The 19,476-nt window shown below is 52.1% G+C and carries 16 protein-coding genes; 10 read left to right on the forward strand and 6 right to left on the reverse strand.

Annotation, left to right across the window (positions count from 1 at the left end; genetic code table 11):
* Window positions 1–76: 76 nt before the first annotated feature.
* The 4 genes from lplT to IRJ17_RS05765 form a co-directional block, all read right to left on the reverse strand.
* Window positions 77–1,267: a lysophospholipid transporter LplT gene (gene lplT, locus IRJ17_RS05750; RefSeq protein WP_122962447.1), complete on the reverse strand. Its 1,191-nt coding sequence runs from the start codon at window positions 1,265–1,267 to the stop codon at window positions 77–79.
* 1 nt (window position 1,268) lies between these two features.
* Entirely contained in the window at window positions 1,269–3,377 is a 2,109-nt protein-coding gene (locus tag IRJ17_RS05755; RefSeq protein ID WP_173599553.1) for an AMP-binding protein, read from the reverse strand.
* Between the two features lie 107 nt (window positions 3,378–3,484).
* Window positions 3,485–4,123, reverse strand: a complete 639-nt coding sequence (locus tag IRJ17_RS05760; protein WP_122962449.1) for a response regulator — start codon at window positions 4,121–4,123, stop codon at window positions 3,485–3,487.
* Window positions 4,124–4,148: 25 nt separating this feature from the next.
* The gene (locus IRJ17_RS05765; protein WP_122962450.1) at window positions 4,149–5,519 is read right to left on the reverse strand and encodes a sensor histidine kinase; all 1,371 of its coding nucleotides are present in this window, start codon (window positions 5,517–5,519) and stop codon (window positions 4,149–4,151) included.
* A 258-nt stretch (window positions 5,520–5,777) separates the two neighbouring features.
* Here IRJ17_RS05765 and IRJ17_RS05770 point away from each other — a divergent pair, with 258 nt between their 5' ends.
* The 9 genes from IRJ17_RS05770 (at window position 5,778) to IRJ17_RS05810 (ending at window position 15,821) form a co-directional block, all read left to right on the forward strand.
* Window positions 5,778–7,535 (forward strand): methyl-accepting chemotaxis protein, encoded by a 1,758-nt coding sequence (locus IRJ17_RS05770; protein ID WP_242773656.1) that lies wholly within the window; start codon window positions 5,778–5,780, stop codon window positions 7,533–7,535.
* A gap of 146 nt (window positions 7,536–7,681) precedes the next feature.
* Window positions 7,682–10,360, forward strand: coding sequence for a sigma-54-dependent transcriptional regulator (locus tag IRJ17_RS05775; protein ID WP_242773664.1), 2,679 nt, complete (start codon window positions 7,682–7,684; stop codon window positions 10,358–10,360).
* A gap of 204 nt (window positions 10,361–10,564) precedes the next feature.
* Window positions 10,565–10,867, forward strand: coding sequence for a PTS sugar transporter subunit IIB (locus IRJ17_RS05780; RefSeq protein ID WP_063228821.1), 303 nt, complete (start codon window positions 10,565–10,567; stop codon window positions 10,865–10,867).
* 12 nt (window positions 10,868–10,879) lie between these two features.
* On the forward strand, window positions 10,880–12,223 hold the full coding sequence (gene celB / locus IRJ17_RS05785; RefSeq protein WP_370641087.1) for a PTS cellobiose transporter subunit IIC: 1,344 nt from the start codon (window positions 10,880–10,882) through the stop codon (window positions 12,221–12,223).
* 22 nt (window positions 12,224–12,245) lie between these two features.
* Window positions 12,246–12,992, forward strand: a complete 747-nt coding sequence (gene chbG, locus IRJ17_RS05790) for a chitin disaccharide deacetylase (RefSeq protein WP_122962454.1) — start codon at window positions 12,246–12,248, stop codon at window positions 12,990–12,992.
* Between the two features lie 12 nt (window positions 12,993–13,004).
* Entirely contained in the window at window positions 13,005–13,331 is a 327-nt protein-coding gene (locus tag IRJ17_RS05795) for a PTS sugar transporter subunit IIA (protein ID WP_122962455.1), read from the forward strand.
* Window positions 13,328–14,650, forward strand: a complete 1,323-nt coding sequence (locus tag IRJ17_RS05800; RefSeq protein ID WP_173596299.1) for a 6-phospho-beta-glucosidase — start codon at window positions 13,328–13,330, stop codon at window positions 14,648–14,650. The genes IRJ17_RS05795 and IRJ17_RS05800 overlap by 4 nt, the downstream gene beginning before the upstream one ends.
* Window positions 14,651–14,662: 12 nt before the next feature.
* The gene (locus IRJ17_RS05805; RefSeq protein WP_229049768.1) at window positions 14,663–15,556 is read left to right on the forward strand and encodes a Cof-type HAD-IIB family hydrolase; all 894 of its coding nucleotides are present in this window, start codon (window positions 14,663–14,665) and stop codon (window positions 15,554–15,556) included.
* Window position 15,557: 1 nt separating this feature from the next.
* The gene (locus tag IRJ17_RS05810; RefSeq protein WP_122962457.1) at window positions 15,558–15,821 is read left to right on the forward strand and encodes an HPr family phosphocarrier protein; all 264 of its coding nucleotides are present in this window, start codon (window positions 15,558–15,560) and stop codon (window positions 15,819–15,821) included.
* A gap of 70 nt (window positions 15,822–15,891) precedes the next feature.
* On the opposite strand, the gene IRJ17_RS05815 is transcribed toward IRJ17_RS05810, so the two are convergent.
* A complete protein-coding gene (locus IRJ17_RS05815; RefSeq protein WP_242773675.1) occupies window positions 15,892–18,024 on the reverse strand; it encodes a sensor histidine kinase in 2,133 nt (710 codons plus the stop codon).
* A complete protein-coding gene (locus IRJ17_RS05820) occupies window positions 18,002–18,694 on the reverse strand; it encodes a response regulator transcription factor (RefSeq protein WP_122962459.1) in 693 nt (230 codons plus the stop codon). Before IRJ17_RS05820 ends, IRJ17_RS05815 begins: the two co-directional genes overlap by 23 nt.
* Window positions 18,695–18,847: 153 nt before the next feature.
* Between IRJ17_RS05820 and IRJ17_RS05825 the strand changes: the two genes are divergently transcribed.
* Window positions 18,848–19,471 carry a class I SAM-dependent methyltransferase gene (locus IRJ17_RS05825; protein WP_122962460.1) on the forward strand — a complete coding sequence of 208 codons (624 nt, stop codon included), beginning with the start codon at window positions 18,848–18,850 and terminating at the stop codon, window positions 19,469–19,471.
* Window positions 19,472–19,476: the final 5 nt, after the last annotated feature.

Below are 19,476 nucleotides of genomic sequence, written 5' to 3' on the forward strand. Positions count from 1 at the left end.
AGCCGTGACGCTTACAGTCACGGCTTTTTGCTGTTCAGGCGGTCTTCCCTTCGCAGCTTTTTCAGGAACTAATCGACTAACCGACGATTCGCTTGCGATGCTTCACCAGGTACAGCAGGAACACGAGCAGCAGCAAGCCTTGGCCGACAATCGCTGCGGAGATGGAAGCGCCGAGGTAAACAATCAGGTAGTAAATTCCCGAGCCGGCTGCCATCAGGAAATTCTCGATAAAATTTTGAATGGCGATGGTTTTCCCGGAGCCGACCATCTTTTTGCCTTCTTCTTGCAGGACGGTGTTCATCGGAATGATGAATACTCCTCCCATGAACCCGACCAAAAGCAGCAGGGAGATGGCAATGCCGATTACGTGAATCCACGGGAACAGCACGATGATGAGAAACATGCCGAAGCCGTAACCGACCGAGCGCGTGAAGCGGGACAGCGGAATCAGCTTGGGGGCGAGAAACGCGCCGATGATGATGCCGATGGAAGTCGTAGCCAAAATCAGCGAGACGGAGAAGCTTTGCGGATTGATCCCCAGAGCGACGGGAATCCAGGCCAGTACAGCTACCCGCAGGACAGCGGAACTCATCCAGAACGCCCCTGTGCCGATCAAAGAAAAGCTCGTTTCCGGGCGGTTCATCAAGTGCTGGAAGTCGATGAAAAAGCGGCGAGCTTCCGCACCGTAGCGAATCAGGCTGTTTCCTTTGATGCGCGGGATGAAAAAGGTCATGCCCAGTGACAGCAAGTAGAGAGCGAGACAGATGCTCGACGACAAGAGCGGTGCGGTCGTGGAGGCAATCGCTCCGCCTCCGCCGATTCCGGTCAAAATGGCGACGATCGTATACGCTTCGATGCGCGCATTGGCCTGGAACAACTCATTTTCATTGCGCGTCAGCTCTGGCAAAATGCCGTACTTGGCAGGCGAGTATACGACGGCTCCCACGCCTACCGTAAAGTAACTGAGCATCAACAGCAAAATGCTCGAATGATCGATCACAAACAAGAGTACGACACCGAGTGCTTTGATCAAGTTCCCGATCACCAGGACAAACGATTTGGCATGTTTGTCGGCAAAAGGTCCGACGAGCGGAGCCAGAAATACGTAAGGCAGAAAAAAGGAAATCGATACGAGTGCGAGCATCGCGGGAGAAAAACCGTTCTCCCGCAACAAGTTGGCGATGACAAACAAAATCATGTTGTCTGCAAAAGCCGAAAGGAATTGCGTGAAATACAGAGCTTGCAATGGTTGTAGTCGCGTTTTCACATCAGTTTCCTCCACTTTCTGCGAGTTGCTTCAGACTGACGTAATCGGTTTTCCCGCTCCCGAGCAGCGGCAATGTCTTGATGAACTGCATGGTGCCAGGGATGAGCAGTGGCGAGTATTGCTTTTCGGTCAAATACGAGCGCAGTTGACCGAGCGCCACATTTTCGTCTGTCGTAAACAGCAGGACGCGCTCGCCTTTTCGCTGATCATTGACGGTAATCGCAGCGAAGCCGGAATGTCCAAAGCATTGCATCGCCAATTCTTCAATCAGATTCAGCGAGACCATTTCGCCGCCGATCTTGGCGAAGCGTTTCAGTCTGGACTGGATGCTGAGAAAACCTTCCTGGTCGGCTGTCACCAAATCTCCGGTGTGATACCACTCTTCTGCCGGAACGAAGCCTTTTCCGTGGATCAGGTAGCCTTTCATGACGTTCGGGCCTTTGACGAGCAGTTCTCCGCCTGCGTCGATTCCGGCAACAGGGTCCAGGCGATACGACATGCCAGGCACCAAGCGTCCCACCGTACCGGGTTTGTTCGCCAGCGGCGTGTTCAGAGCGAGAATCGGTGCCGTTTCGGTTGCCCCGTACCCTTCAAAAATCCGCACGCCGAATTTCTCCATCCACAGCTTGCGAACATCGTCTTTCAGTTTTTCCGCTCCTGCGAACACATAGCGTAGCGAGTAAAAGTTATACGGGTGCGCCATTCGTCCGTAGCCTGCCATAAACGTCGAGGTGCCGAACAAAATCGTCGCGTTCTGGTCGTACACCAGCTCCGCAATCGCCTTGTAGTGCAGCGGGCTAGGGTACAAGTAGACGGGAATCCCTTTGACGACTGGCAAAAGCGTGCCGGCAGTCAAGCCGAAGCTGTGGAACATCGGCAATGCATTGAAAAACTTGTCGCGGCTCGTAATGTCGATCATGCTGGTCACCTGCTGGATATTCGCATACAGGTTGGTGTGCGTCAGCACGACGCCTTTTGGCTTGCTTTCGCTGCCGGAAGTGAACAGGATCAGCTCATTGGCGCCGTGCGCCGCTTTTTTGCCAGTCAGATAGGAGCCAAAGGCAGCCAGTTTGTCAAAAGCGGTCGCCGATGCTTTCAAATCTTCGAGATAAATCACTTGCATGCTCGGCGACAGGCCAGCGATGATGTGATCCAGCTTGCCTTTTTCGATGAAGGCGCGCGATGTCAGGATCGTGTCGATATGGGCAGTCTCGCAGCAGTCCAGAAGCGAGCGGATGCCGAGCGAAAAGTTTAGGATTGCAGGTGTTTTTCCGATCGAAAACAAGGACAGCAACGTAATCAGGTGACCGACCGAGTTCGGGAGGAACACGCCGACCACTGGTTTTCCCGTCAGCGGCTGCTGCAATTTTTTGCCGAGCAAGTAGCTTCCGATCAGCAACGTGCGATAGTTGATCGCTGTGGTCAAGTCTTTGGCGATTTCCATTTTTGATCCGTTAAGGCGCGCGGCTGCAATCGTTTCATCGAACAGGTTTACATTTTGCTTCATTCGGCTTTGAAAAATTTCATCTTGCAACGTACGGAGGATCAGGTCATTGGCTGCTGCTTTTTGCTCGCGCATCGAACGGTTTTCTTCGCGTGCGATGGTGAACGGGGTGCCTACGGTCATAGTGACGAGTGGAAACAGTTGGAGACGCAGCTTGCCTTTCAGATAGGAGAAGATCGAGCGCTCCAGTCCGTTGATCGCGATCGGATAAACAGTCGCGCCCGTTCTCATGGCGAGGTAGCCTACGCCGCTGTAAATTTTCATCAGGCCGCCAGTCGTCGTGATGCGGCCTTCCGGAAAGATCACCAGCGTCTCCCCTTTGCGGATCACCCGCAGCATATGGCGGATCGAGTAAGGGTTCAGCGGATCGATGGCGATGTGCTTGCGGAAGCGCAGGAAGAAGGCGAAGCGCTTGGCGATCTCCGTGTTGACGACGAAGGTCGCTCCTTTTGGCAAACAGAACGACAGGAGCACCGCGTCCAGCAGGGAGACGTGATTGGGAATGATCAGAGACGGCTGCGTCAGATCGATTTTGTTTAGTCCGTGAACGCGAGGTCGAAACCACAGCATTAAAATCATTTTCAGGAAGGAATGAATGAGGACCATGTGGACCACACCTTTACAAGGAATAATGGCGTTGCTTTATGTTTTCATTGTAAGGAGTGGGGGAAGTAAAAAAAGTACCAACATTCATTGGTACCTGGTAATAAGACCTAGAACAGCTTCTTTTGGCTGGCTTTGGAGGCCGCTTCCTTGCTCGTTTTCACGCCCATTTTTTTCAGGATGCGGTTGATGTGGTTTTTGATCGTGCGCTTGGTGATGTGCAAGGATTGTTCGATTTGCGTCTGGGTTTTTCCTTGGTGAATCAGTTGGAGGATGTCCTTTTCTGCCGGGGAAAGCAGCTTTTGGTTCTCCTCGTTTTTCAGGCGCAAAAACTCGTTGCGCAAAGCGGCTGCGGCGGTCGGGTGAATCGCCGACTGGCGGTTGTGGGCAGCGCGGATCGCTTCGGGAATTTCCTTGAAGCTGGATTTGCTGATGTAATTGACGGCACCAGCGGAAAAGGACTCGACGATGACGTCCTCGGCTGTCAATGACGTCAGCATGATGATTTTACAGTCCGCTTGCAGGGAAATCAGCTCCATGGCCGTTTCGATGCCATCGAGATTGTTTTCGGTCAGGTTGATATCCATGAGGACGATGTCAGCGCCTGCGTTCAAAAACCGCTCCACAGCTTCTGCTTTGGTCCCTGCCTCGCCGACCACGGCCAGACCCGGCTCTTTGTTCAAGTAATCGATCAGACCTTTTCGCCAGACGGGATCATCTTCTACGAGAAATACTTTGATGGCTTCCATGCCGATAGCCCCCTTCCTGCTTTCATCAATGTGTTATGACGCGTTTTTTCGGGAAGAACAGAAAGACGGTCGTGCCTTTTCCCTGCTCGCTGTATATTTCCAGCATTCCTTGATGTTTTTGCATGACATTGTAGCAATAAGACAGGCCAAGCCCGAAGTTTTGTCCGGTTCTTTTGGTAGAGAAAAACGGATCGAGGACATGCGGCAAATTTTCTTTGGAAATGCCTGTTCCCGTATCCGCAACGGCGATGACGAGATGCCGATTGGACAAAAAGAGCTGCACATGGAGCTTTCCGCCGGAGCGCATCGCTTCGATCGCGTTCATGCACAGATTGGTCAACACTTCCCGCAGCTGCACGGCATCGCAGCGCAGACGAAGGCTCTCATCCAGCTCGGCTTCCACTTGAACCTGATATTTTTCCGTGTACGGCTTCAAATTGTGGATGACTTGTGTGACGATTTCGCTCGGCGCAGTAGGGGACTCTTGCAGCTCCACGTCGCGCAGCTGGGTTTGGATGCGGTTCATCATGTCCAGCATGTGCTGGGACGATTGCAGGAGCACTACGGCATCTTCCTGTAAGCCTGGCTGGTTTGTTTCCTTTGCATACGTTTCGATGCGATCCGCGTACAAGGAGATTTTTCCTGCTTCGTTTTTGATCGTATGATTAATGATTTGCGCACCGGATGTGAGAGCACGCAGCGTGCTGTCCAGGCGTCTTTTTTCTACGCGCAGCCGGACGCCGAGGAACCCGTATTTCAGGCTGATGGCGACAATCAGAATGAACTGGATGGCGACGACGAGCATGTTGTACCGCCAGGCTTCGTAATCGTTTTGGATGCGCATGACGTAAATAAAAATAAAGACGAAAAAGAGCGGGACGATAATCAGCACGTTGGTGAAAAAGCTGTTCTTTTTGACCAGCGGGTCTTTCTCGCTCCGGTACTGTACGATGAGCAGCGTGCACGAAACCAGAAAAAAAGGAATGACCCAGGCGACCATGATCCAGTAATTAAAAGCCAAAACCGGGTGAATCGGCGTAATGGCAAGCATCGAGACCGGGAAGCAGAGCGCAGCAAACTGCGTGATGAGTTTGGTTCTGCGCGCAAGAAACTCCGCCGAATGCACGGCGAACATGAGAAACGAATAAGGCAGTCCGACCTGACAAATAAAAGACGACAGGCGGCTGAGAAAAAGCAAGGTTTGTTCTGTACCAGGTGTCATGGTGAACATCTCCGCCCAAAGCGGCATGATCGTTTCATCGATGACCGCAGAGAGAAAGCCAGCCCCTCCGACAAAGGCAGTGGCACAGGCCCAGCGGATCGACGTCCGTTTCGGGTCGGTGAACAGAGCCAGCAGGCCCAATGCCCACATGGTGAACAAGGTGAAAACCATCATGGCAATCTTGATCTCCTGTCAGTCATGATAAAACCATTATATCGTACCTGCGGAGAATGGAACGAAAATTAATCAACTGTCCATGAAAAGCGAACAGAGACGATCTGCCGGGAAGAGTGAAAAAATTGTGACAGATATGGGTATTTTGAACTATATGCTCTGTTCCTGATTCCAAAAATCGCCTATGATGGTATTCATGCAGATAGTCATACAGAACTCATTTTTATTGATCATGAGACGCGGAGGAGAAGCAGACGAATGATGTCATTTATGAAAAAGCATCTGATTGTTCGTATTTTGTGTGTCATCATCTCCGTCTTGGTTCTGGTCGCTGCGGGAAACATTGCCACGCAGATTGTGCAGACGAGAGATGCGGTTGAAGAAGGAATCAACAATTACAACATGCGCATTGCAGAAAGCTATGCTGCTCAAATGAAGCCGGAGCAGTATGCTGATTTTCTGAAGCAGCCGAAGGAAACGGACCTGTACTGGGAGCTTAGACAGGAGCTGGATGTGTTCCGCACACAAATCGGAGCGATTTACGTCTACTTCGTGCGATTTGATGAGAATCAAGTGCCGAAAATTATGATTGATGGACGTCCGCCCAACGATCCGGCTGCTTCTCCGATTGATGAAGTGACAGATATGCCCCCAGATGCTGTGAAGGCGATTATGGCGGGGAACAAGGCAAGCTCGCCCATTATCGAAAATCCGGAGTACGGGACTTACATATCGGCGTATGTTCCTGTCAAAGACAAAAGCGGTGGAGTGCTCGGGGCGTTGGGGATTGATACCGATGTAAAGGTGTACGAGCAGTTGGCGACCAACGTGCTGTGGAAAAGCGTTCCGATCTACATCCTGATGCTCGTTGTCATGTTCGCGGCTGTGCTCGCGATTGTCTGGTTTGTCCAGCGGGCATTGCGTCCGTTGCATGTCGTCAAGGAGAGCGCGGAGAAGCTGGCTGAGGGCGATCTGGCGGCAGCCGGAGTCATTTTGCGTTCCTCTCCGGTAAAGTCCGTGGATGAAATCGGCACCGTCTATCAGTCTATGCTGACGATGTCCGAACATCTGCACAGCCGGGTTCGCGGACTGGTAGTGAATATGGACAAGACGTCTGATCATTTGGTCCTCTCATCGAAAGAACTGGCAGTGAGTGCCGATGAGATGCTGGAAATGGGAGAGAGCATGAATGACAGCGTCAAAGTCATTTACGACGGAGCGCACGCGCAAAAGAAAAGCGCGGACGACAGTGCGAATGCGATTGAAGAGATTGCACTTGGCATAGCGCGGATCGCTGAATCTTCCGCTACGGTATCCGATGCTTCCATTCACGCTTTGGAAATCGCCCAATCCGGTGACGCGGCAATGAAACGGATGAGCCAGCAGATGCAAGACATTTCGCTTTCGGCTGAGCAGACTTATGAGATCGCCAAAAAATTGAAAGCGTATTCGCAGGAAATCGAGCATGTGCTAGGCACGATCCAAGGCTTCACGGAGCAGACGAAAATTCTCGCGCTGAACGCCTCGATTGAAGCGGCGAGAGCGGGCGAACACGGACTCGGCTTTACGATTGTGGCGCAGGAGGTAGGCAAGCTGGCGAATGCCTCGGCCGCTTCTGTCCAGCAAATCACTGCTTTGTTGGGCAACATCGGAAAAGACTCGGAGAAAATCAGTGTCGAGATGGAGACGGTCACGACAGAGATCAAAGAGGGCGTAGAGTTGTCGACTGAAGCAGAGCGATCGTTTTTGCATGCGGTCAAGGCGTTCATGCTGGTCAGTGAGCAGGTGCAGGAAGTATCCGTCACGACAGAGCAGCTGTCTGCCGGGTCTGAGGAAGTAGCGGCTACGGTCAACAGCATTGCGCACATCGCTTCCGGTGTGAGCGAGCAGACGGAACAGATTCGGACGATGACGAACAGGCAGCTGGAGATGATGAAACAAGTGTACGATGCTTCTGCTGTCCTGAATGCCAACACGCTGGACATGAGAAAAGCGATTCAGCAAGTCAATGTATAGCGACTGTACACAGCCACCCTGTCTGTTTGGAAGGGTGGCTGTTTTTTCGTGATGAGGCATGTACATCCATCATATTCATGGGTAAGCAGGTTTTTCCAAAATATTGTTGAAATGAAAACGGACAAGTTGTGAGGCAGGTGATCGCAATGAAACGAGTGGATTTCATTTACCAGAAGCTGCTTGATTCAGGTCCTGATACAAAGCTCAGTGCAAGCGAGCTGGCTGAGCTGCTGGGTCTTAGCCGCGCCAACGTAAGCAGTGATTTGAACCGTTTGTGGAAGGAAGGCCGCATCGAAAAGGAGGAGGGGCGTCCTACCCTGTTTTATGTCAAACAGGCGAAGGATTCGCTCTACCTGGCGCAAACTGCATTGGACAGGCTGGCGAAGAAAAACAAAAGCCTGATTACGCGCATCGAGCAGGCCAAAGCGGCTGTGCTGTATCCGCCGCGCGGCATGCATTGTCTGATTCTCGGGGAGACGGGAGTGGGCAAGTCGTGGTTTGCGGGCATGATTCACGAGTTTGCTGTAGATATCGGCCGTCTGGACAAGGGGGCGCCCTTCATCGTCTTTAACTGCGCTGACTACGCCAACAATCCGCAGCTTTTGATCAGCCAATTGTTCGGAGTCAAAAAGGGCGCGTACACCGGAGCGGAAATGGATCGCAAAGGCCTGGTAGAAAAAGCGGACGGCGGCATTCTGTTTCTCGATGAGGTTCATCGGCTGCCAGCGGAAGGCCAGGAAATCTTTTTTACCTTCATGGACAAAGGGACATTTCGGCGGGTCGGCGAGACGGAAGTGGAACGTACGGCTCAGGTGCAAATCGTCATGGCGACGACCGAAAATCCGGAGTCGAGCTTGCTCAAGACGTTCATGCGCCGCATACCGATGGTGATCAAGCTCCCCTCATTGCTGGAGCGGGGGATGGAGGAGCGTCTCGGGCTCGTCATGGAAATTTTCCGTGAAGAAGCGTTTCGCTTGGGCCGGGAGATTCAAATATCAGCGAGCGTGTTGCAGGCGTTTCTTTGCTATCACTGCCCCAACAACATCGGACAACTGAAGACCGACATCCAGCTGACCTGCGCCAGCGCTTATGCCGAGTATATCTCCCTGAAAAAGCATGTTTTGCACATCTCCATTCAGGATGTGCCCCATCACGTCAAGCAGGGACTGCTCATGGCAAAAGACTACAGGCAGGAGCTGGACGAGCTGATTGGCACCGAGCACAAATGTTTTGTCGTGCAGCCCTCCGAGGAAAGCATCTGGTTTGGCGGCGAGCAGGAGGATGCTGCCAACAGCGTCTATGAAAAGATCGAGCAGAAAATATACGAGCTGCAAAATCAGGGCGTCAGCGAAGAAGAGCTGGAATTTGACATAGAAAACTACTTCACGACTTTTATCAAAGGGGTTCATCAGCGAATCAACAAAGGAGATATGGCACGTATCATTGATCCGATCATTATCCACCTGGTCGAAGACATCGTGCGCTATGCGGAAGCGAAGCTGGAGAAAATTTTGAGCCAAAAAGTAATCTTCGGGCTGGCGCTGCACATCCAGACGTCAAAGGAGCGATTGTCGCAAGGGAAGCAGATCGTCCATCCGCATATCAACAGCGTGCGGCTCAAGTACAAAAAAGAGTTCGCTGTAGCATTGGAATGCGTGCGGATGATCGAGGAAGCTTTGCTCATGGACTTGCCGATTGGCGAAGCGGGCTACCTCACCATGTTTTTCGTGCTGGATGACGAGAGCATGCAAGAGGAGCGGGAAACGGTGGGCGTGCTTGTCATTACACACGGCAGCGGAGGCGCGACAGCCATGGTCGACGTGACCAATCGGTTGCTTGTCACCCAATACGCGCGGGCAATTGACTTGCCGCTGGAAGAAGACTCCATGCTTGTGCTGGAGCAGGCGATCAAGACAGCGCGGGACATCGGTAGCGCATCCGGCCTGCTTTTGCTCGTCGATATGGGCTCGCTGCTCGGTTTTGGGGAAATGATCGAAAAGGAACTGGGAATCCCGGTAAAGGTAGTGCCGATGGTGAGCACCCCGCACGTCATCGAAGCGACGCGCAAGGCCATGCTCGGACATTCTTTGGAGGATGTGTACCGCGATGTCGTCAGCATATCGATGCTACATCGGGAGGAGCTGCCCAAGGAGTCGCCAGCCAAGCTGTCGCCAGCTTTGACGATTGTAGCAGCCTGCCTGTCGGGCGAGGGCAGCGCGCTATTTTTAAAACAACTGCTGGAATCGCGGCTGCGCTATGACGAAAAGCTGTTGGAATTTGTGCCGCTGCAACTGCTGGACAAAGCACAGGCCAAAAGTCGGCTGAAAAAAATCAAGGAAGAACGGACCGTTTTGTGCGTCGTGAGCAATTACATGCTTGATCGCGGCTTGCGCTGCTACAGCATGGATGATGTGATGAACGGCGAGGCGCTGTCCGATATCCAGCAGCTGATCGACCTGGAAGAAGCGTACGTGAAAATGAAACAATCGCTCAAAGAACATCTGAAAATGGTAAAAGGGCAGGACATTCTCGATGACGTCAGGACGTGTGTGACCCGCATGGAAGAAAGACTGGGCAACACGCTTACTTTTGATACGAGAATCGGAGCCTATTTGCACATTTGTTGTCTCGTCGATCGGCTGAAAGCAGGAGAGCATTCCATCGCGTATACAGACAAAGCCGTATTTTTAGCGGGCAATCGCACGCTGCACAACCTGATCCGCCATGAGTTGCAGCCGTTGGCAGACAAATACGACGTGACTTTTAGTGAGGACGATGTCTGTTTCGTCATGAATTTCTTCATACACAATAAAACACTGGTGTAGCTAGTGTTTTATTTTTTTTCAAATTGTCCCTGTTTTCCAAACACTATAGCGCTTTCATTCAAACACTTTTGGCGCAAGCTGACTTTGCGACTCTTAAAATGCGACAACGGTGCCCTTTTTGGTGAAAGCGCATACAAACAAGGTGTTTTGGCACGCGACTTGCTCTAGAAAAAGGACATAACCAACTGAGGGGAGGAAGTTATATTGAATATCTTGCTATGCTGCGCAGCTGGGATGTCAACGAGCTTGCTGGTACAAAAAATGGAGCAGGCTGCACGGGAAAAAGGGCTGGAAGTGAAAATCTGGGCGGTATCAGCAGATGACGTAAAAAGTCATATTGACCAAGCCGAGGTACTCCTGCTGGGGCCGCAGGTGCGCTACAAGCTGGCGGAAATGAAAAAAGTAGGGGAAGAAAGAGGGATTCCAGTCGATGTAATCCGTACGGTTGACTACGGTTCTCTGAACGGGAAGAACGTGCTGGAATTTGCTCTTCGTCTAAAACAGTAGAGGGGGATGCGTATGGCAGGGTTCAATTCTTTTCTGGAGGCCCGCGTGATGCCTGTGGCGGGCAGGATCGCGGAGCAGAAGCATTTGCAGGCAATTCGTGACGGGATCATTCTCACCATGCCTTTGCTGATTATCGGGTCTCTTTTTCTCATTATCGGCTTCATACCTATCCCTGGTTACAACGAGTTCATGGTTGGGCTGTTTGGCGACTTGTGGCGAACCAAGCTTTTGTATCCGGTGAATGCCACGTTTGACATCATGGCGCTCATCGTCAGCTTCGGAGTAGCGTACCGATTGGCTGAAAAGTACAAGGTTGATCCGCTGTCGGCAGGTGCGATTTCTGTCGCTGCCTTCTTGCTCGCGACCCCGTACAAGACGATGTTTACCCCCGAGGGAGCTACAGCAGCCCAAGAGGTAGGCGGAGTGATCCCGGTCGCCTTGATGGGAAGCCAGGGGCTGTTCGTGGCGATGCTGTTGGCGGTGCTGTCCACCGAGATTTACCGCAAGATCATTCAAAAGAAAATCGTCCTGTCGATGCCCGATGGTGTGCCTCCCGCTGTCTCCCGCTCCTTTGTCGCTTTGATCCCTGCTTCGGCCGTGCTTCTGGTCGTCTGGCTCTTGCGCATCCTCATTGAAAACACTTCGTTTGAAAGCATCCACAACATCGTGAAAGATTTGCTGGTCGGCCCGCTGAGTGCATTGGGCAGCAGCTTGATTGGAGCGATTGTCTGCGTGTTGCTCGTCCATCTGCTCTGGGCGCTCGGTCTGCATGGAGCGGCGATTGTCGGCGGAATCATGAGCCCGATCTGGCTCACTCTGATGGATCAAAACCGGGCGGCGTTCCAGGCGGACCCGAATGGAGATTTGCCGAACATCATCACCACCCAATTTTTTGATCTATGGGTGTACGCGGGCGGCTCAGGTGCGACCTTAGCGCTCGTGGTGCTCATGCTGTTCCGTGCGCGCAGCGAGCAAATGAAAAACATTAGCCGACTTTCCATCGGTCCAGGCTTGTTCAACATCAATGAGCCTGTCACTTTCGGGATGCCGATCGTCATGAATCCGATTCTGATTATTCCGTTTATTCTTGCGCCCGTTGTGCTGGTCATTGTCAGCTATGTGGCGATGTCACTGGGCTGGGTAGCAAAGCCAAGCGGCGTGGCAGTTCCCTGGACGACTCCTGTCATTATTAGCGGCTATTTGGCTTCCGGCGGGAAAATCTCGGGCAGCGTCCTCCAGCTTGTGAATTTCGTCATTGCGTTGGTGATTTACTATCCGTTCTTCCGCTTGTGGGATAAACAAAAGGTGAGCGAGGAGCAGGCGAATGCCGCTTCGAACCAAGCCGTAAACTTGTAATTTACCAGAGGAGAGGCGCTTTATGAAGCTGATTGTGAATGCGGACGATTTCGGTTATTCGAAAGGGGTGAATCTGGGGATCATCGAGGCGCACCGGGCGGGCGTCGTCACCTCTACAACGACCATGGTGAACATGGGCGGTTTCGAACACGCGGTACAATTGGCCAGGGAAACGCCGACACTCGGGGTGGGCATCCATCTGGTGCTCACCTGTGGCGCTCCAGTCAGCCACGATGTACCATCCCTGACAGATGAGCATGGGCGGTTTCACCGTGGATACGACTATTTGGGCACGACGTCGCCGGAGGATGTAGAAAGGGAGCTGCGCAGCCAAATCGAAAAGTATTTGGCGACGGGACTTACCCCGACGCACATCGACAGTCATCATCACGTCCATGCTCATGCAGCGATTTTGCCGATCGTTTTGCGCCTGGCACAAGAATATCGGCTTCCGGTGCGCAATCCGTGGGGGTTTCAAGCAGGGAAAAGGGAGAAGCAGCCGGATGTGCTGACCACGGAAGGCTTTTCCCACCGCTTTTACGGAGAGGACCTGTCTGTTCAAACTTTCTTCGATATTGTCGAGGAGCTGGCGGACTGCTCTGTGGCCGAGATGATGACCCATCCCGCATATTTGGATGAAGCGATTTTGACAGGCAGTTCATACGCGCTGCCGCGTACACGGGAGCTGCAAATTTTAACGGCAAAAGAGATAAAAGAGTACGTGCAAACACGGCAGATACAGCTCGTGACATTTAAAGAACTCGGATAGGTGGAGATCTATTTGGACCATACAGACGTTATTTTTCAGCTGATTTTACACGGAGGGAACGCGAGAAGCCTGGCGATGGAAGCAATCGCACTGGCGAAAAACAAAGACATGGCGGGCGCACAAGATGCGCTGAAACGAGCTGGCGAAGAGCTGAGCCGGGCCCATCACCACCAAACGACTTTTATCCAAAAGGAGATTGCGGGTGAGAAACCGGAGATCAGCATGCTGTTGATCCATGCGCAGGATCATTTGATGAATGCGATGACGATCAAGGATTTGGCCAGCGAGTTTGTCGAGCTGTACAGCCATGTCCACGCGGCAAAGGAGGCGGGAGTGTGAGCGGAATCAAAATCGTAACGATCGGTGGGGGATCGAGCTATACGCCAGAGCTTGTGGAAGGTCTGATCAAACGATACGACGAGTTGCCTGTACGCGAACTGTGGCTCGTCGATATTCCCGAGGGTGAGAAGAAGCTGCAAATCGTCGGTGCTTTGGCGAAGCGGATGGTGGAAAAGGCCGGAGTACCTATGAAGGTGCATCTGACGCTGGATCGGCGCAAAGCGCTCGCGGGCGCGGATTTCGTCACAACGCAAATGCGCGTGGGGCTGCTGGACGCCCGAATCAAGGATGAGCGCATTCCGCTGAAGTACGGGGTCATCGGTCAGGAGACGAATGGGCCTGGCGGACTGTTCAAAGGGCTGCGCACGATTCCGGTCATCATGGACATTTGCCGCGATATGGAAGAGCTGTGCCCGGATGCCTGGCTGATTAATTTTACCAATCCGGCTGGCATGGTGACGGAGGCCGTTCTGCGATACACGAACCGGAAGAAAGTAATCGGGCTGTGCAATGTGCCCATCGGGATGAAAATGGGAGTCGCGACCATATTGGGGGTCGATCAGTCGCGGATACACATTGACTTTGCCGGGCTGAACCATATGGTGTTCGGGCTGGGAGTCTACCTGGACGGAAACAACGTCACTCCGCAGATCATCGACAAGCTGACTGGCGAACAATCGGGAATTACGATGCAAAACATTCTCGATCTCGGCTGGGACAAAGATTTCATCAAAGCGTTGGGGATTCTTCCTTGCCCGTATCACCGCTACTACTACCAGACTCGCACCATGCTGGAGCACGAGCAGGAGGAAGCGAGCAAAAACGGCACGCGGGCAGAAGTGGTCAAGCAGGTGGAAGCGGAGCTGTTCGCGCTGTATGAAGACCCTGACCTGAACATCAAGCCGCCGCAGCTGGAAAAGCGCGGGGGTGCCTATTACAGCGAAGCAGCCTGCAATCTGATTTACTCGATCTACAACGACAAACGGGATATTCAGCCAGTGAACGTCCGCAACAACGGGGCGATTGCGAGCATTCCTGACGACTCTGCTGTGGAAGTAAACTGCGTTATTACCCGGGAAGGGCCAGTCCCGCTTGCCGTAGGGGATTTGCCAGTGCCTGTGCGCGGGTTGGTGCAGCAGATCAAGTCGTTTGAACGAGTGGCGGCGGAAGCGGCTGTAACGGGTGACTATCACCAGGCTTTGCTCGCCATGACGATCAATCCTTTGGTGCCGTCCGATGTGGTAGCCAAGCAAATTCTCGACGAGATGCTGGAGGCGCACAAAGAGCATTTGCCACAGTTTTTCAAGCCAGTAACGTAAGGATGGAAAACCGTGGAACAAGCTGAGAGAAAAAACGAGAGCGCGAGATACAAGCTGCTCGCCCTGGATGTGGATGGGACCATTCTGATGTCGAATCATTCGATGGCAAAAGTCACGCAGCAAGCGATCAGCGGGCTTGCAGACAGAGGCGTGTTCGTAACGCTGGCTACCGGACGGGCGTATCCGTCAGCGAAAGCTTTGGCCCGACAGTTGAACATCAGCACTCCGCTCGTGTCGCATGACGGGGCGTATGTGGCTGATCCGCTGACAGACGAGGAACTGCACGTCAGTCGGATACCTGTTGAAACGACCGCTTCGGTGACAAACATTTTGGCGAAGTACGAGCTGGATGTCATGCTGCTGCACGAAGCTTATACGCTCACCAATCGGCGCTGGAAGTGGAAGGACTTGTATCCGCTGGTGAACACGCGCACCTTGCGCCAGCTTTGGCGGGAGCGCTATCCGGTCAAACTGATGACTTCCGCTGATTTGATCGGGCACGTCCAGGAGCATGCGGTGCGCGTACCGAAAATTTTCGTCATGGGCGAGGAAAGCGAGATTGCGGTAGCCAGAAAAGAGTTGGAGACAACCGACTTGCCGGAAATTCGGGTAACGACTTCCGGTGCACGCAATCTGGAGATATTGCCAGAGGGAATCTCCAAAGCGAGCGGGCTTGCGCTTTTGGCAAAAAGACTGGAAATCAGTCCGGAACAAATTGTGGCTGTCGGCGACAATTACAACGACTTGGAAATGTTGCAATTTGTCGGGATGGGCGTCGCCATGGGCAATGCTCCAGACGAAGTCAAGCGGCTGGCACGACATGTGACAGACACGAACGATCAACATGGGGTGGCGGCCGTCATCCAGAAATTTTTCGGCATACACGATGCAGAAAAGGAGGTGTGAAATGGTCCGATTTAATGTAGAAATCACCGTAAGCGGCGGCCTTCATGCCCGTCCGGCTTCTGTACTGGTCAACTTGCTCAATCAATACCGCTCGTCGGTCAAAATGATCTACAACGACAAGCAAGCCAACGGCAAAAGCATCTTGAGCGTCATGGCGCTGGGGGCGAAGACCGGCGATGAAATGACGTTTGAGGTGGAGGGCATCGACGAGCAGGAGACAGCGTCGGCTTTGCAGTCGCTGTTTCAGCGGAACTTTGCCGTATAAAAATCGCAAAGCCAATGCCTGACAGTGCGGGCATTGGCTTTTTCATGTTCGGGCAACGGCTTTTTATCGATCAGAGACTTTTTCGAAATACGACCGTTACTTTGAAGTAATCGCCATCGATTTCCAGCAACAGCTTTCCGCCTTGCAGCTCCACGATGCTTTTGGCAATCGCCAGCCCCAGTCCGGAACCTTCCGTATGGCGGGACTGATCGGCGCGTTTGAATCGTTCAAACAGTTCCTGGGCATCGAAGTCGATTTCGTAGGCCGAGACGTTTTTGAAGGTGAGCACGACTTCATCCTGTTTTTCGATCAAATCAATCAAGACGCGCGTATTCGGCATGGAATACTTCAAGGCGTTGCCAATCAGATTCTCGAAAACGCGCCATGTTTTTTTGCCATCGAGCGGAGCCATGATTTTCGGCTGCTCGGTTTGGACGCGAAACTTGAGAGAGGATTGCTCGATCTTTTCGCTGAACTCTGCGATCGCCTGGTTGAGCAGTGCCGAGACGTTTACTTGCTCAATGTGCAGCTCGACAGCTCCGCTGGACATTTTCGCGGCATCGAACAGGTCATCAATCAGCACTCGCAAACGGCCCGCTTTTCGGTCCAGCACATCGACATAGCTCTTGAGCTCTTCCGCCGACAGGTTATCCCGTTTCAACAGGTCCACGTAGTTGATAATCGAGGTGAGCGGCGTTTTCAAATCGTGCGACACATTGGTAATCAGCTCTGTCTTCATGCGCTCGCTCTTCATTTGTTCTTCCAGCGCGTGTTTTAAGCCCAGCTTGATGTTGTTGAGCGAGTGCGCGAGATCGGAGAGGCTCCCTTTATGGATTTTTTCAATCGTGGCCTGCATATTTCCCGCTGACATCTCGGAAGCTCCGCGCATGATGCGGTTCATAAGTGCCAAACGGCGAAAAATGTACGGAACGACGGTTGCCAGGTAGAACAAGCCGTACAGAAAACTGAGCACGAACAACTCTTCCGAGCCTTTCGCGATGGAGACGAGGCCGAGTGCTGCGCTCATGCCGAATCCGACAGTCAAAATGAACAACAGGGAAGACTTGAAGAACAAGCCTTTGTGCGCGTAGCTTTCACGCAGAACAAGTTTCAGTCGGGCAAACAGGCTTCTTTGCCACTGTTGCGAAAGAGACTCAGGTTGCTGATACATATGCCATGCTTCCAGAACTTGCAGCAGCCAATAGGCGGTAAACAAAGACATGAATCCGAGAGTGAAGAAATGCTCGACATCCACCGGCAAAAAGAAGAAGCGCAGACTGAAAATCATAGCCAGGTAAGTAGCACCTAGCGGAAACAGCAAGAGGATGCGGATATCGAGCGGGATACGCCGGAACAGTCTCAGCGTTTTGCCGACAATCGGTTGCTCAATGCCTTTGTTCCGGTGCAAAAACCAGCAAAGGACAGCGGTAGAGAGCAATGTCACGATCAACAGGACGACTTCTCCGCGCAGCCGATCCCTTTTGGCATCGAAGTAGGCAGCATCTGCATGTACTTGGCTGTAGCCATCAGGAATTTTCGGAACAAAAAAAGTGCCGGACCATTGATTCAGTTGATACATGCGGTTAATGTCGGCAAAATCGCCGTATCTTTGATCTGAGTTTTCCGGAAAGCGGATTACGTAGCGGGCATTCTCGCTTAATTCTGCATCCGTTGGCGTGTGGCTATTGGAGTAAATTTTCCCTGTCTTGTAGTCGTTGACATAGTAGTGGAACGATGGGTTGCGAAGGGCAAGGCTGTTTTTCCGTTCTTCGTACTCGGCATCTTTTTCCGCGACCATTTGTTTGAATTTCGCATCCCATTCGGCTGTTGCTTCGTCAAGCTCGCGGATCATCTCGGACTTTTTCGCTGCAGCATCGTCGGGGTGCATGTCAGCATACCGCTGCCTGATCTCTTGATAAGCATTGTTGCGGTCTTGCTGGAACTGCTCTACGGCTGCTTTCCCCAGCTTTTGTTCTGGCGTCTTGCGTTCATAGTCGGCAAAGTCGACATGAACCGTTTTCACCAGACCTACAAACAGTCTGACTTCGCTATTGAAGCTTTCGCTCTGGAAGTAGTTGTCCCGTTGCAAATACTCGCGGTTGCGGTAAATATCCGCCATAATCAGTACGAGAAGCGCGACGCTGACAACCAGGGCGAACAGCGCTGGCAGCGTGAAGCGGCTATTTTTCGATCTTGTATCCAATTCCCCATACCACCTTCAAATATTTCGGTTCTTTCGGGTTGATCTCGATTTTTTCCCGAATGCGCCTGACGTGAACAGCAACCGTGTTTTCTGCATTCAAATATGGCTCTCGCCAGACGCGTTCGTAAATTTCCTCAATGGAAAAGACCCGGCCCTTGTTTTCCATCAGCAGCTCCAAAATCTTGTATTCGGTAGCGGTCAAGCGGACTTCGGTGCCATCTACAGCGACGGACTTCGTACTTTTGTTCAGCGACAATCCACGAACCTGAATCTCGTCTTCGGTTGCCTTGTAATTGCCGAGATTGGTATAACGTCTGAGTTGGGACTTGACCCGCGCCACCAGCTCCAACGGATGAAAAGGCTTGGTCACATAGTCGTCGGCCCCGATGTTCAAGCCCAGAACTTTGTCGGTGTCCTCCGATTTGGCAGAAAGCATGATGATCGGGATATTTTTGTCCTGCCGGATTTTAAAAGTTGCCGTAATTCCGTCCATCTGAGGCATCATAATGTCCAAAAGAATGAGATGAATCTCTTCCCGTTCCAAAATATCCAATGCTTCTAGACCATTGCTCGCTTGATGCACAATCAGAGACTCGTTTTTGAGATAGATTTCGATCGCATCTCTGATCTCTGCCTCGTCGTCGACTACGAGGACATGATAGTTCGCCATTGTTTTCCCACCTTATGAATGCATTCATGTTTTTATCTTAACGAAAAGCTTTGACAAAACAGCATAGAAATCTCTTACAAATTTCTTAATAGTTGTCCGAGATAGGAACTGGACGAAAAATAGGGTAAGATGTGAGGAAGTAAAAACGAGGAAATGGTGATGACCTTGCTGGAATGGACCGGGGAGAGAATCATCCCCAAGCTGCTGAAGCCGACGAATGGCATGCTTCTGGAGCACATCGCCCGCTATTACTTTGCTACTCCTTATATTAAAGGAAGAGTGCTTGATATTGCATGCGGGACAGGATACGGCTGTCATATGGTTGCCAAGGATCGGAAGCGGGAATTGACCGAGTTGATCGCTGTCGATATTGATGACGACACGATTTTTTACGCGAATCGGGAATATCACCATCAAAAAATTACGTACCAAAAAGCCGACGCTCTCGATCCCGCCCTTCCCGAGAAGCTGGGCTTGTTTGATACGATTTTAAGCTTTGAAACGATTGAGCATGTAGCGGACGATCTGTTGTTCATGGACAACCTGTATCGCATGCTGAAACCGGGCGGAACACTGGTTTTGTCCAGTCCGTTTGGCCGGGGGAGAGGCAAGGAGACGAGCGAGCCTTTTCATGTGCATCAATTGACTCCCCAAGAGTTTGAGGAGCTGTTTGTCCGGTTTTCGCAGGTGGAGATTTACTATCAGCGAGGGCCGACGTTTGAAAAGCCGCGAGATGGCGTGCGCTACTTTATCGGTGTGGCTGTTTGTACGAAATGATCCTG

It is taken from the genome of Brevibacillus parabrevis (assembly GCF_022701015.1).
GTDB classification, from domain to species: Bacteria; Bacillota; Bacilli; order Brevibacillales; family Brevibacillaceae; genus Brevibacillus; species Brevibacillus parabrevis.

Bases quoted from the DNA above. Each gene is read 5' to 3' on its own strand.
- IRJ17_RS05755 (WP_173599553.1), bottom strand. From the start codon at position 3,377: ATGGTCCTCATTCATTCCTTCCTGAAAATGATTTTAATGCTGTGGTTT.
- IRJ17_RS05760 (WP_122962449.1), bottom strand. From the start codon at position 4,123: ATGGAAGCCATCAAAGTATTTCTCGTAGAAGATGATCCCGTCTGGCGA.
- IRJ17_RS05765 (WP_122962450.1), bottom strand. From the start codon at position 5,519: ATGATGGTTTTCACCTTGTTCACCATGTGGGCATTGGGCCTGCTGGCT.
- IRJ17_RS05770 (WP_242773656.1), top strand. From the start codon at position 5,778: ATGATGTCATTTATGAAAAAGCATCTGATTGTTCGTATTTTGTGTGTC.
- IRJ17_RS05775 (WP_242773664.1), top strand. From the start codon at position 7,682: ATGAAACGAGTGGATTTCATTTACCAGAAGCTGCTTGATTCAGGTCCT.
- celB (WP_370641087.1), top strand. From the start codon at position 10,880: ATGGCAGGGTTCAATTCTTTTCTGGAGGCCCGCGTGATGCCTGTGGCG.
- chbG (WP_122962454.1), top strand. From the start codon at position 12,246: ATGAAGCTGATTGTGAATGCGGACGATTTCGGTTATTCGAAAGGGGTG.
- IRJ17_RS05810 (WP_122962457.1), top strand. From the start codon at position 15,558: ATGGTCCGATTTAATGTAGAAATCACCGTAAGCGGCGGCCTTCATGCC.
- IRJ17_RS05820 (WP_122962459.1), bottom strand. From the start codon at position 18,694: ATGGCGAACTATCATGTCCTCGTAGTCGACGACGAGGCAGAGATCAGA.
- IRJ17_RS05825 (WP_122962460.1), top strand. From the start codon at position 18,848: ATGGTGATGACCTTGCTGGAATGGACCGGGGAGAGAATCATCCCCAAG.